Source organism: Alistipes sp. Marseille-P5061 (genome assembly GCF_900290115.1).
GTDB classification, from domain to species: domain Bacteria; phylum Bacteroidota; class Bacteroidia; order Bacteroidales; family Rikenellaceae; genus Alistipes; species Alistipes excrementigallinarum.
The window spans coordinates 356,870-369,448 of sequence record NZ_LT985750.1 but is presented as its reverse complement, the minus strand read 5'-3'; the positions used below and the strand labels follow the sequence as shown (position 1 = coordinate 369,448).

Annotated in this window: 11 protein-coding genes; 9 read left to right on the top strand and 2 right to left on the bottom strand. The window is 67.8% G+C overall.

What is annotated here, in order from left to right; translation table 11 throughout:
• The first annotated feature begins 326 nt into the window (after window positions 1–326).
• The 6 genes from C8267_RS08570 to trxB all read left to right on the top strand — a co-directional run bounded on the left by C8267_RS08570 (window position 327) and on the right by trxB (window position 7,555).
• Window positions 327–875, top strand: a complete 549-nt coding sequence (locus C8267_RS08570; protein WP_087359930.1) for an FKBP-type peptidyl-prolyl cis-trans isomerase — start codon at window positions 327–329, stop codon at window positions 873–875.
• A gap of 66 nt (window positions 876–941) precedes the next feature.
• The gene (locus tag C8267_RS08565) at window positions 942–2,252 is read left to right on the top strand and encodes a WG repeat-containing protein (RefSeq protein ID WP_106634340.1); all 1,311 of its coding nucleotides are present in this window, start codon (window positions 942–944) and stop codon (window positions 2,250–2,252) included.
• A gap of 457 nt (window positions 2,253–2,709) precedes the next feature.
• Window positions 2,710–4,443 carry a DUF4954 family protein gene (locus C8267_RS08560; RefSeq protein WP_106634339.1) on the top strand — a complete coding sequence of 578 codons (1,734 nt, stop codon included), beginning with the start codon at window positions 2,710–2,712 and terminating at the stop codon, window positions 4,441–4,443.
• A gap of 221 nt (window positions 4,444–4,664) precedes the next feature.
• The gene (locus C8267_RS08555; RefSeq protein ID WP_087359924.1) at window positions 4,665–5,522 is read left to right on the top strand and encodes a hypothetical protein; all 858 of its coding nucleotides are present in this window, start codon (window positions 4,665–4,667) and stop codon (window positions 5,520–5,522) included.
• A gap of 4 nt (window positions 5,523–5,526) precedes the next feature.
• A complete protein-coding gene (locus tag C8267_RS08550) occupies window positions 5,527–6,567 on the top strand; it encodes a WG repeat-containing protein (RefSeq protein ID WP_106634338.1) in 1,041 nt (346 codons plus the stop codon).
• 67 nt (window positions 6,568–6,634) lie between these two features.
• Window positions 6,635–7,555, top strand: a complete 921-nt coding sequence (gene trxB, locus C8267_RS08545) for a thioredoxin-disulfide reductase (RefSeq protein WP_087359918.1) — start codon at window positions 6,635–6,637, stop codon at window positions 7,553–7,555.
• Between the two features lie 193 nt (window positions 7,556–7,748).
• Here trxB and C8267_RS08540 read toward each other — a convergent pair whose 3' ends face one another.
• On the bottom strand, window positions 7,749–8,312 hold the full coding sequence (locus C8267_RS08540; protein WP_106634337.1) for a PepSY-associated TM helix domain-containing protein: 564 nt from the start codon (window positions 8,310–8,312) through the stop codon (window positions 7,749–7,751).
• Between the two features lie 24 nt (window positions 8,313–8,336).
• Window positions 8,337–8,948: a hypothetical protein gene (locus tag C8267_RS08535; protein WP_199792094.1), complete on the bottom strand. Its 612-nt coding sequence runs from the start codon at window positions 8,946–8,948 to the stop codon at window positions 8,337–8,339.
• A 215-nt stretch (window positions 8,949–9,163) separates the two neighbouring features.
• Here C8267_RS08535 and C8267_RS08530 point away from each other — a divergent pair, with 215 nt between their 5' ends.
• The 3 genes from C8267_RS08530 to pdxA all read left to right on the top strand — a co-directional run bounded on the left by C8267_RS08530 (window position 9,164) and on the right by pdxA (window position 12,288).
• A complete protein-coding gene (locus C8267_RS08530) occupies window positions 9,164–10,087 on the top strand; it encodes a ribonuclease Z (RefSeq protein ID WP_106634336.1) in 924 nt (307 codons plus the stop codon).
• Window positions 10,084–10,830 carry an RNA methyltransferase gene (locus tag C8267_RS08525; RefSeq protein WP_087359905.1) on the top strand — a complete coding sequence of 249 codons (747 nt, stop codon included), beginning with the start codon at window positions 10,084–10,086 and terminating at the stop codon, window positions 10,828–10,830. The genes C8267_RS08530 and C8267_RS08525 overlap by 4 nt, the downstream gene beginning before the upstream one ends.
• A gap of 369 nt (window positions 10,831–11,199) precedes the next feature.
• Window positions 11,200–12,288 carry a 4-hydroxythreonine-4-phosphate dehydrogenase PdxA gene (gene pdxA / locus C8267_RS08520; RefSeq protein ID WP_106634335.1) on the top strand — a complete coding sequence of 363 codons (1,089 nt, stop codon included), beginning with the start codon at window positions 11,200–11,202 and terminating at the stop codon, window positions 12,286–12,288.
• Window positions 12,289–12,579 lie beyond the last annotated feature (291 nt).

Below are 12,579 nucleotides of genomic sequence, written 5' to 3'. Positions count from 1 at the left end.
AGGGAGAGAAGGCCGAAAAAGAAAGAGGCGACCAGAAGAGGAAGGCCGGGAGAAAGGAGAAAAGGTCGAAAAAGCCGAAAGAAGAATCCGGGAGAAGGGTGTCGGAGCGCCGTCTGCGCCCCGTTCCGAGGGGCGGGATGCATTATTTTGCGCAAGAATTTGGCAACTCGCGCCGAAGTGCGTACCTTTGACGACTTGCCGGTGCGAACCGCACCCCGCCGGAGCGTCCGCTCCAACCGCCCGCGCGACGGCGAGCGGCCCCGCAGCAGGACGGAAGCCGGACCGGCACGAAACGGAGTCAATAACTCAAAACAAAGCATATTCAAATGAAAGTAGCACAGAACAAAATGGTCGGCGTGAACTACAAGCTCACCGTCGACGGCAAGATTGCGGACCAGTCGCGTCCGGGCCAGCCCCTCGAGTTCATCTTCGGTACGGGCATGCTGCTCCCCAAGTTCGAGGAGGCGATTCTCGGCAAGGAGGTAGGCGACAAGGTATCCTTCACGCTCGAGCCCAAGGACGGCTACGGCGAGCTGATTGCCGAGGCCATCGTCGACCTGCCGAAGAGCATCTTCATGGTTGACGGCAAGCTGGCCGAGGATATCCTCTTCGAGGGCTCGCAGGTGCCGATGAGCGACGCTCAGGGCAACCGCATGATGGGCACGGTCAAGGAGGTCGGCGACGAGCACGTCAAGATGGACTTCAACCACCCGATGGCCGGCAAGACGCTCAACTTCGAGGTTGAGGTGGTATCGGTGCGCGACGTGACGCCCGAGGATTTGAAGGGCGGCTGCTCGTGCGGCTGCGGCGAACACGACCACGACTGCGGCTGCGACGACCATGGTTGCGGCGACGGCTGCGGCCACTGCCACTAATCGCACGAAAGAAGAAGCAGGGCCGGGACATCCGGCCCTCTTTTTTTATAACACCATACTGCACGCGTGTACACTCTTCGCCAATACCTCACAACGCTCGAGGAGCCCTCGGGGCTCTGCCGCACGCTGGAACCCTTCGAACTCTGCCGCGACCAGCAGGGAAGGCCGCTCTATGCCGTGGGCAACAGCGCGGCGGTCTTCCGCATCCGCCGCGAAGGGCGCCTTCAGGCGCTGCGCTGCTACATGCGGCCGGCCGAGCATCTGGCGGAAATCTACGGCAGCAGGCTCCTGACACGCGAGCTCTTCCTCTACACCTCGCCCGACGAGGGGGTCTGGTGCGACGTGGTGGTCGACGACTGGGTCGAGGGGCGCACGCTCCGCGAGGAGATTGACCTTGCGCTGCAGGCTGCGGACCGGGAGCGGATCGGTGCGCTGGCCAACCGCTTCGACCGTCTGGCCGCCCGCCTGGTGGCCGACGACTGGGCCCACGGCGACCTGAAGCCCGAGAACATCGTGGTCCGCCCCTCGGGCGAACTGCAGCTCATCGACTTCGACGCGATGTTCCTCCCCGCCTTTGCCGGGCGGCGGAGCCCCGAGCTGGGCACCACGGCCTACCAGCACCCGGCCCGCGAGGCCGGCGACTTGGACGCCTCGCTCGACGACTACCCCGCGGCGCTGATTTCGACGGCACTCCACGCCCTGGCGCTCGACCCCTCGCTTGCGGCGCGCCACGCCTCGGACGGGCTGCTCTTCACCCCGTCGCGGATGGACCGCGACGGAGTGCTGGAGGAGGTGCTCACCCTCTTCGAGCAGCGGGGCATGGCCGTCGCCTACCGGATTGCACGATTGTTGTGCTCACCCACGCTGCAGCTCTTCGGCCTGGAGCACCTGCTGCGCCTTGCCGTCGCCCGCGCCGACAGGAAGGGGTGCCCCGGTGGTGCCGAAACCGGAGGTGCAGCAACCGAAGGAGCGGCCGGAGCCGGGGAAATGGCCGGAAGCGCTCCCGGCGAAGTTCCATCCCCAGCCGCGGAGACCGCCCGGACCGACACCGGGGCGGAGCGAGCCGAGGAAATGGCCGGAGAAGAGACCGAACCCGGCGAGGAGCCCGAGCTCTTTGTCGAGAACGGGCTGTGGGGCTACCGCTGCAACGGGCGGGAGGTCATTCCGCCCCTCTACGACTGCGGCTTCGACTTCAGCGAGGGGCTGGCGGCCGTACGGCTGGGGCACACGTGGCACTACATCGACCGCAGCGGACGCACGCGGCTCAGCCTGCCGGGATGCGAGGCGGTGAAGCCCTTCCGCAGTGGAAGGGCCCGCATCTTCCGCGACGGCACGTGCCGCACCATCGACCCCGAGGGGCACGAGTGCGGGGAGTGACCCGCCCCGTGCGCGGGCCCGCGACAACGGCCCGACCGTGGCTGCGCAACGCCGCCCCGGACCGCAGGAGGGAGCCGAGGCGACGATTCCGACGGCTGCAGCCTCCGCCGGAGCAACGGCCCGCCGGAAGAGCCCTCCCGCTGCCTCTTACACACATCACATCTGACGCCGCCGACACATAATGTAGACTATGCTTACTCTCAATCCCATTACTAAAAAAATCAGTTGAATCTAGCTACGACGGCTTCCTGATGCCTTTGACAACCTCTTTGTGCGCATCGGTTGCTTTCCACATACTCGACCATTACACCTATCTCCCCACACTACAATTGTNGCGGAATTGGGACATAGGCTCCATTCGTTTGATGCAAAGATACGAAAAGGCGGGGCAAAAAACTCATGCGGGCGCGCTTTTTGCCCCGCCTTTTCGTATCTTTGCATCAAACGAATGGAGCCTATGTCCCAATTCCGCAATCTGACCGACGACGAGGTGCACCGCCTCGAGGCTACCGGCTGCAGCGCCTCCTCGTGGAGCGACGTATGGGTGGCCGCAGACTTCTGCACGGAGCAGCTGGCCGCATGCCGCCTCGAGGGGCGTGTCCGCATCGCCTCCGGTGCGCGCATCTACCGCTCGCGGGTCCGCAACTACGACATCGGCGAGCGCTCGCTCGTGGCCGACGTCACGGCGCTCGAGTGCCGCCACGCCTCCCCGTTCGGCAACGGAGTGCCGGTGGCGACGATGAACGAAGGGGGCGGCCGCACGGTGAAAATCTTCACCGCGCTCTCGGCCCAGACGGCCTATCTGGCGGCCCTCTACCGCCACCGCCCGCAGCTTGTCGCCGCGCTGGAGCGCATGGCCGCGGAGGAGGCCGGGCGCGTACACTCGGAGTTCGGACGCATCGGCTCCGACTGCCGCATCACGACCTGCCGCCTGCTGCGCGAGGTGCTGACGGGCGACCGCGTGGAGCTCGACGGCGTCTCGCTGCTCGAGAACGGCACGCTCTGCGACGGGGCCCGCGCCGGCATCGACGTCAAGGCGCGCGACTTCATCGCCGCCGAGCAGGCGCAGCTCGACAACGGCGTCATCGTCGAACGCTGCTTTATCGGCGAGTGCTGCCGGCTCGACAAGGGATACTCGGCCACCGACGCCCTCTTCTTCGCCTGCTCGCACTGCGAGAACGGCGAGGCGGCCTCCATCTTCGCCGGCCCCTTCACCGTCTCGCACCACCGCTCTTCGCTGCTCATCGCCGGAATGTTCTCCTTCTTCAACGCCGGCAGCGGCACCAACCAGAGCAACCACCTCTTCAAGAGCGGCGCCGTACATCAGGCCGTCCACCTGCGGGGCTGCAAGTTCGCCAGCGACGCCTACGTCATGTCGCCGGCGCTCGAAGGGGCCTTCACCATGGTGATGGGCCACCACACCCACCACCACGACACCTCGGACTTCCCCTTCTCGTACCTCATCGAGAAGGAGGGGCGCTCGGTGCTGATGCCCGGGGCCAACCTGGCCAGCTACGGCACGGTGCGTGACATCGAGAAGTGGCCCACGCGCGACCACCGCACGCGGCGGCGCGACGTGGTCAACTTCGAGGCCTTCAACCCCTACCTCACCCAGGCGATGCTCCACGCCGTCGACACGCTCCACACGCTCTCGGACGAGGAGCCCGACGCCCCCTTCTACAACTACCGCAAGACGGTCATCCGCCAGACGGCGCTGCGCCGCGGCATCGCGCTCTACAACAAGGCGATTGCCGCCTCGCTGGGGGCGATGCTCGAACGGGGCGAGGCGCCGCTCGAGGCATCACTCGGGGAGCCTGCCCACTGGCTCGACGTGGCGGGAGCCTACATCACCCGCAGCGAGGTCGAGGCGCTGTGCGACGCCATCGAACGGGGCGAGCTGACCTTCCCCGACCTAATTGACGAACGCTTCCGCAGCTTCGCCCGCCGCTACGATGACCATGCCCGCCGCTGGGCGCTCTCCATCTATGCCCGGCTGCTGGGCCACCTCCCCTCGCAGGAGGAGGTCGACGAGGCGGTCCGGGGAGGCGCCCACGCCCGCAGGGCGCTGCGCGAGATGACCGATGCCGACCGCGCCCGCGACTGCTCGCCCGACAAGGCGGTCGGCTACGGACTCGACGGCGGCGAGGAGGAGCGGCTGCTCGACTACCGCGCCGTGCGGGGGCTCGACTGAGCCGCACCCGAGTTTCCGCCCGGCAACCCGCACCCGAGGCGCCGGCCGTAAAACCGCACCGGGCCCTCCGCCCGACGCCCCGCCAGAGGCCGGGGCCGCCCCAGGGAATACGCCCGGAAAGAACCGCCCCGGAAAGGCCCGCCCGACAGCGCCCGACAAACCCGAACCGAGAAAACCCGAACCGAGAAAACCCGAACCGAGAAAACCCGACACTACGACCCATGTATACGCAAAGCATCACGCGCAGCCACCGCACGGCCTTCTTCCTGGCCATCGACTGCTCCGGCTCGATGGCCGAGCCGATTCACTTCCGCGGCGGCTGCAAGGCCAAGAGCGAGGTGGTGGCCACCATCGCCAACGAACTGCTCTTCGAGCTTATCGAGCGGGCGCGCCGCAGCGACGGCGTGCGCGACTACTACGACATCGCCGTGCTGGGCTACCACGGCGACGACGAGGTGACGCCGCTGCTGGCCGACCGGGCGGCGATGCACACCGTCTGCGAACTGGCCGCCATGGAGCCCCGCATCCGCACCGAGCTGCTCGAATACCGGTTGCCCGACGGCGGCATCTCGCTGCGCGAAATCCCCACGCCCTGCTGGGTCGAGCCCCGCGCCGAGGGGCAGACGCCGATGTGCGAGGCGCTGCGCCGCATCCGCGACCTGGCCGCGGAGTGGGTTCTCCGCCCCGAAAACGCCGAGAGCTTCCCGCCCGTGGTCTTCAACATCACCGACGGCGAGGCGACCGACTGCGACGGGGAGGAGCTCCGCACGGTGGCCGAACAAATCCGCTCGCTGGCGACGGCCGACGGCAACGTGCTGCTGGTCAACATCCACATCGCCACGGCCGCCGACATGCGCCCGCTGCTCTTCCCCGAACCCTCCGAGGAGCACTACGCCAACCGCTACGCCTCGCTGCTCTACGACTGCTCGAGCACGATGCCCGAACCCTTCCATGCGGCCATTCGCGAGCTGAAGGGGGCCGGGGCGCTCCCGCCCTTCCGCGGCCTCTGCTTCAACGCCTCGGCCGCCGAGCTGGTCTCGGCGCTCAACATCGGCTCCATCAGCGTCAAAACCGAATAAGACAATGACACCCACACTCAACGACTTCACCCGCGCGCTGCTCACGCCCGACCTCTCCTTCGCAACGCTCGCCGACGCACGCGCCGTCACCGACCGCCAGGGGCTCCCCCTGCTGCGCCGGACGACCCGCTTTGCCGAGGCCCGCATCGAGTGGCGGGGCGGCAGCTGGCTGCTCTTTCTGCCGCTGGCCCCTCAGGCGCTGCTGCGCATCGAGCGCACGGCGGCCCGTCTGCGCCGGCTGACAAGCAACCTGCTGGCCTCCTACCGCATCCTCCCCGGCGAAATGCAGTGGTGCGACACGCTGGGCACGCCCCGCACCACGGACCTCATCCTGCAGGAGCTGCCCGCCGGTGCGGAGTTCTCTACGGCGTTGGAGACGGAGGAGCCCGCCACACTGCTTGCGGCGCTCGACACGCTGCAGGAGGGGCTCCGCAGCCTCGGCTTCAACCACCGCAACCTCAAGCCCGAGAATCTGCGCTGGTGCGCCGGGCGCTTCATCCCGCTGCGCTACCACGACGCCCGCTTCGGCACCACGGGGGCCGACGACGAGGCCTTCGAGGCGCTGCGGCAGCTGGTCATGGAGCAGGGCCGGAGCCATACCGCCGCGGACGCGGGGCAGACGCTGCACGATACGGCGGCCTCCTACACCGCCCTGCGCCGGCTGAAGGGGCACCGCTGGTGCAGCAACCTCTTCGAGGGGCTCGTCTGCGTCGAGGACGAGACGGGCTACGGCTTCGTCGACGCCTCGAACCGGGTGGTCATCCCCTCGCACTTCCTCTGGGCCAACGACTTCCACGAGGGACGCGCCGAGGTGCAGACGGCCGAAGGGATGGGCCTCATCGACAAGCAGGGCGGCTATGTCATCCCGCCGCACTACGAAATCGTGGAGTACGACCCCGCGACGAGCCTTAGCCTCGTACGCCGGGCAGGCAACTGGGCCCGCTTCGACTACCTCGGACGGCAGCTCACCCGCTTCGCACCCCTTGCCGAGCTCGGCGAGGAGGAGCCGGCGGCCGATGCAAGGGAGCCCCTTCCCGTCGGATGACGCGCCAGGCGGCGAACCGGCGCCGCAACAAGTTACGAATCACAAACACCAACAACCCATAGAGAACATGGAACAAGTCAAAGTCCTGATTATAGGCAGCGGCCCGGCGGGATACACCGCGGGCATCTACACCTCGCGCGCCAACCTGGCGCCCGTACTCTACGAGGGCATCGAGCCCGGCGGACAGCTCACCACCACCACCGAAATCGAAAACTTCCCGGGCTATCCCGAGGGGGTGGACGGCAACCAGATGATGGCCGACCTGCGGCGTCAGGCCGAGCGCTTCGGCACCGACGTACGCTCGGGCGTCGTAACGCGCGTCGACCTCTCGCAGCGCCCCTTCCGCGTCGAGGTCGACGGAGAGAAGGAGCTCCGGGCCGAGACGCTGATTGTCTCGACGGGCGCCTCGGCCAAGTACCTGGGCCTTCCGTCGGAGACGCGCTTCAGGGGGATGGGCGTGAGCGCCTGCGCCACGTGCGACGGCTTCTTCTACCGCAAGAAGGATGTGGCGGTGGTCGGCGGCGGCGACACGGCCTGCGAGGAGGCCACCTACCTCGCCTCGCTCTGCCGCAAGGTCTACATGATTGTGCGCAAGCCCTATCTGCGCGCCTCGAAGGCGATGCAGGAGCGCGTCTTCCATACGCCCAACATCGAGGTGCTCTTCGAGCACAACACGGTCGAGGTGCTGGGTGACGACAACGGCGTGACGGGGGCTCTGCTGCGCCACAACGACGGCACGGAGCGGCGCATCGACATCGACGGCTTCTTCCTGGCCATCGGCCACCACCCCAATACGGAGCTCTTCGCCGGACAGCTCGAGCTCGACGCCGAGGGGTACATCCGCACCGAACCCGGCACCTCGAAGACCTCGGTCGAGGGTGTCTTCGCCGCCGGCGACGTGCAGGACCCCCACTACCGGCAGGCCATCACCGCCGCCGGGTCGGGCTGCATCGCGGCGCTCGACTGCGAGCGCTTCCTGCACCAGTAGGCCGCGCTGACGGGAGATAACTCCGCAAGGAAGCACAAAGAGAGGCGACCGTCGCACGACGGCCGCCTCTCTTCGCATACGGCTCCAGCCTCCCGGGCAGTCTTCCCCCGGCAGTCCGGGCGGCATCTCCCGGAGCCCCGCTCCGGACTGAGCGCCGCACCTGGACAGAAGGCCCCGCACCGACCCGAGCGCCTCACTCCAGCAGGAAGAGGAAGAGCAGCGGGATGACCATTCCGGCCAGCAGCTCCACGCCGCCGCGCCCCCACAGCCCCCTGGGGCCGCGCACCATGACCAGCCCCGTGAGGACAATCACCACCAGCCCCGCCAGGAAGAGGTCCGAGAAGAGGGTCCACCACCGCGAGGGGTTGTAGTGCAGGCGGTTGAGCCCGCTCAGCAGCGGCCGCCGGCGAATCTCCTCGTAGAGCCCCTCGCCGCGACGAAGGTCGACCGTGAGCGTGGCGCCGCCGCGCAGGAAGAGCTTCATTGTCCCCGCCTCGGGGAAGTAGTGCTTCAGACAGCTCCACTCCCCGCCGGCGGCCGCAAGCAGGCTGTCGACCCGCCCGCGGCTCCACGACGCCTCGTCCGCCGGCAGCGGCCCGGCAAAGGCGACCGCACGCCGCACGACGGAGTAGTCGGCGTTGAAGTCGCGCTTGTGGTTGAGCATGAAGCCCGAGACGGCATAGAGGAGCAGCACCCCCGTGAAGAAGTACGAGAGGTCGCGGTGCAGCAGCCGGCTCCACCGCCTCAGGGTGTTCATCCGTTCGTTCCGACCCACGGCGCGCTACTCGACGATTTCGTACGCGGAGCCCTCCACGTGGTAGAACGACAGGTAGGCCTTCCCCTCGCGGGCCTCACGCTCGGCAATGCGCCGCCGGAAGTCGGCGATGCGCCGTGCGGCACCCGCCTCGAGTGATTCGCCGCGGGCCTGCTTCTCGGTCGTGCATCCGCCCTCGCCGTCGCCGTGACGCTCCCCTTCTCCACTGTGCAGGCGCGCCTCCCAGGCCGCCAGATAGGCCTCGTCGATGCGGCTCTCGCACACCGTGCCCGTCACCCGTACCGGACGGTTGACGCACTCGGGGCTGAAGCTGCCGATGCGCTCCCCAGCCTCGATGCGCAGCAGGCGGCGCGGCGCGGAGCCCATGAGGAAAATCTTGCGGCCGCCGTGTTTGCAGATGTGGGTGCAGACTCCCTCGATGCGCACCTGACGCCCAACCAGCGAGGCCGCGTCGGCAAGCAGTGAGTCCACCCCGACAACCGCCGGCGTAGCCGCGGCATCGGCCGTCTGCGGTGCCGCACGCTGCTCCCGGGTCCGGCTGCCGCCACCGCCGCAGGCCGTCAACACGAGGAGGAGCCCAAGGGCCGCTCCCCGAAACATGATTTGTTTCATCTTCATAATCATTTCCGTTTGGTTCGTATTTTTCCGACGGCAAAGGAAGCGCATCCGTCCCGGCGGGACAATACCCACAAATGGGGATTCGCGCCCCGGCAGCATCCCCATCCCGGCGGGCGGAAACCTTTGGCGGTGCGGGGAAAAATTCGTACTTTTGCCGACGGAGCGCCCCTCAGGCCACCGGCCGCACGGGAGCCCGCCGCAAAACCCGCACAACGATGAGTTTCAACGTCACCATACTCGGCTCCTCGTCGGCCAAGCCGACCATCGACCGCCACCCCTCGGCCCAGGTGGTGAACGTCCACGAACAGTACTACCTGGTCGATGCGGGCGAGGGGACGCAGCAACAGCTCATCCGCTACGGGGTCAACCCGCTGAAGCTGCGCGCCGTCTTCATCTCGCACCTCCACGGCGACCACCTCTTCGGACTCTTCCCGCTGCTCTCGACGCTGGGGCTCTACGGCCGCCGGACCGAGCTTCCGGTCTATGCGCCGGCCCCCTTCGGCGAGCTGCTCGCCTGCCACCTGCGCTACTTCGACACGGACCTCCCCTACGAGGTCACCTGGCACGAGGTGCGCACCACGGAGCATGCGCTGCTCTTCGAGAACCGCACGCTCGAGGTGTGGAGCATCCCGCTGCGGCACCGCGTGCCGACGGCCGGCTTCCTCTTCCGCGAGAAGCGCCCGCCGCTCAACATCGAGAAGCACCAGATTGTGCGCTACGGCCTCTCCATCGCCCAGATTGCCGCCGCCAAGCGGGGCGAGGACATCCTCCTCGACTCGGGCGAGCGGATTCCCAATGCGGAGCTCACCTACCTCCCCTACGAGCCGCGCTCGTACGCCTACCTCTCGGATACCAACTTCTCGGCCAAGGCCGCCGGGCTCTGCCGAGGGGTGGATTTGATGTACCACGAGGCGACCTACGCCGCCGCGGAGCAGAAGCTGGCCCGTGAACGGGGCCACTCGACCACGCTCGACGCCGCGCGGGCGGCCCTCAAGGCCGGAGCCCGGAGGCTCATCATCGGCCACTTCTCGACGCGCTACAAGCAGCTCGACGAGCTGGTGGCCGAGGCCCGCACGCTCTTTCCCGAAACCTACGCCGCCCGCGAAGGCGAAACCTTTACCCTGGAGAAACGCCAATGACCAAAGCCGAACTGCAACTCGTCCGCTCGCTTGCCGACAAGCGGGGACGCACCGAAACGGGACTCTTCGTCGCCGAAGGAGCCAAGCTCGTCGGCGAGCTGCGCGCCTCGCACCTGCGCGTGCGCAAGATTTTCGCCCTCGAGGGGCTCTTCGAGGGGCCCGAGGTCGAATGCGTCACCCCGCGCGACATGGAGCGCCTCTCGCTGCTCAAGACCGCCTCCAATTCGCTGGCGCTGGTCGAGATACCCCGCTACCGGTTCGACGCCGCCGGGGCGGGGCGGCGGCTTACGCTCGCCCTGGACCAGGTGCAGAACCCCGGCAATCTGGGGACCATCATCCGGCTGGCCGACTGGTTCGGCATCGGCGATATCGTCTGCTCGCCCGACTCGGCCGACTGCTTCAACCCCAAGGTGGTGCAGGCGACCATGGGGGCCATCCTCCGCGTGCGGCTCCACTACACGGAGCTCGATGCGCTGCTGGCCGACGCCGCGGCACGCCGCACGCCCCTCTACGGCACCTTCCTCGAGGGGGAGAACCTCTACGATGCGGAGCTGACCGAGGGCGGCATCGTCGTGATGGGCAACGAGGGGCGCGGCGTCTCGGAGCGGGTGGCCCGCCACATCGACCACCGGCTCTTCATCCCGCCCTACCCGGCCGACCGGCACGGCTCCGAATCGCTCAACGTCGCCATGGCCACCGGCATCGTCTGCGCCGAGTTCCGCCGCCGCGCCGCACGCCGCTGACAGGGCCGTTCCCGCACACACTCACCGCCGCGTACCCGCCGCATCACCTTCCGTCGGACTGCACCCTTCCGGGACATCGCCCTCCGAGACTACACCCGCACCCGCCGAGCCGCACCCGTCCGGAGCGTCGCCCGCCGAAGCCGCTTCCGCACACTCTTCCCGAGCCCGCGTTCCACCGCCTCGCCGCTGCACACCGTCCCCTGCCGTCCCCACCATCGTCACACCTCCTCCCGCCGCACCCGCCTTCCATCGTCCCGCTCCTGCACGCCGCCCCCTGCAACACCCCTCCGCCGCCCGCCGCTTTTTGAGGCTCCGGGGCGCGGCGTTGCGATTTTTTACCTATCTTTGTCATTTGAAACGATTTTGACTATGTCGGAACAGAAACTCAGAATAGGCATCACGCAGGGCGACCCCAACGGCATCGGCTGGGAGGTGATTCTCAAAACCTTCGCCGATATGCGCATGACGGAGCTCTGCACACCCGTCATCTACGGCTCGCCCCAGGCGGCCGCCTTCTACCGCAAGTGCGTCGAGGATTCGGGGGAGCTCACGCTCAACCCCATCGTCTCGGCCCACGAGGCTCGCCGCGGCCGCGTCAACCTGGTCGCCTGCGGCGACATGAAACCCGAACCGGGCAAGGAGTCGGCCGAAGCGGGCCGCGCCGCCGTCGAGGCACTCGTACGCGCCACCGACGACCTGAAGCAGGGGCTGCTCGACGCGCTGGTCACCGCCCCCATCAACAAGGAGGCCGTCCAGTCGGACGACTTCCGCTACACGGGCCATACGGAGTTCTTCGGCGCCGAGTTCGACGGCGAGCCGATGATGATTATGTGCAGCGACGTGTTGCGCGTGGGGCTGGTCACCAAGCACATCCCCGTGACGGAGGTGAGCCGCAACATCTCGACCGAGAAGATTCTCCGCGACCTCCACACGCTGCGCCGCTCGCTCATCCGCGACTTCGGCATCGTCGAGCCGCGCATCGCCGTCATGGCGCTCAACCCCCACGCCGGCGACGGCGGGCTGCTGGGCCACGAGGAGGAGGAGATTATCCGCCCGGCCATCGTCGAGGCCTTCAACCAGGGGGTGCTGGCCTTCGGACCCTTTGCCGCCGACGGGCTCTTCGCCGGGGGCGGATTCGCACGCTACGACGGCATCCTGGCCATGTACCACGACCAGGGGCTGACCCCCTTCAAGACCCTCTCGCCCGACGGTGTGAACTTCACGGCCAACCTCTCCGTCGTGCGCACCTCGCCCGACCACGGCACGGCGTTCGACATTGCCGGCACGGGCCGTGCCGACGCCCAGTCGATGCGCAATGCCATCTACGCCGCCATCGACATCACGCAGCGCCGCCGCGCCTGGGAGGAGTGGACGAGCAATCCTCTGCCGCATGCCGAGCGCGAGAAGAGCACGCGCGACGTCTCGGTCAAGGAGCTGCCCCAGACCGAGAAAGAGTAGCCGGAACGCTGCGGACCCGGAACCCTGCGACCGACACGCCGCGACCGGAGCGTCTCAATGGAGAGCCCCGACCAACGCCGCAACCGAAACAGCCGCGGACCCGGAACCCTGCGACCGACACGCCGCGACCGGAGCGTCTCAATGGAGAGCCCCGACCAACGCCGCAACCGGACAGCCGGGACCGACATGCCGGTCCCGGAATCGTATGACCGGATGGCCGCTCCCGGAACAGCCGCAACCGGAATGCCGCGGCCCCGAGACCATGCTCCCGGAAGGCCGCTCCCCCTTGCC

Bases quoted from the DNA above. Each gene is read 5' to 3' on its own strand.
- C8267_RS08555 (WP_087359924.1), top strand. From the start codon at position 4,665: ATGTATACGCAAAGCATCACGCGCAGCCACCGCACGGCCTTCTTCCTG.
- C8267_RS08525 (WP_087359905.1), top strand. From the start codon at position 10,084: ATGACCAAAGCCGAACTGCAACTCGTCCGCTCGCTTGCCGACAAGCGG.
- C8267_RS08535 (WP_199792094.1), bottom strand. From the start codon at position 8,948: ATGAAGATGAAACAAATCATGTTTCGGGGAGCGGCCCTTGGGCTCCTC.
- C8267_RS08530 (WP_106634336.1), top strand. From the start codon at position 9,164: ATGAGTTTCAACGTCACCATACTCGGCTCCTCGTCGGCCAAGCCGACC.
- C8267_RS08540 (WP_106634337.1), bottom strand. From the start codon at position 8,312: ATGAACACCCTGAGGCGGTGGAGCCGGCTGCTGCACCGCGACCTCTCG.
- C8267_RS08560 (WP_106634339.1), top strand. From the start codon at position 2,710: ATGTCCCAATTCCGCAATCTGACCGACGACGAGGTGCACCGCCTCGAG.
- C8267_RS08550 (WP_106634338.1), top strand. From the start codon at position 5,527: ATGACACCCACACTCAACGACTTCACCCGCGCGCTGCTCACGCCCGAC.
- pdxA (WP_106634335.1), top strand. From the start codon at position 11,200: ATGTCGGAACAGAAACTCAGAATAGGCATCACGCAGGGCGACCCCAAC.
- C8267_RS08570 (WP_087359930.1), top strand. From the start codon at position 327: ATGAAAGTAGCACAGAACAAAATGGTCGGCGTGAACTACAAGCTCACC.
- trxB (WP_087359918.1), top strand. From the start codon at position 6,635: ATGGAACAAGTCAAAGTCCTGATTATAGGCAGCGGCCCGGCGGGATAC.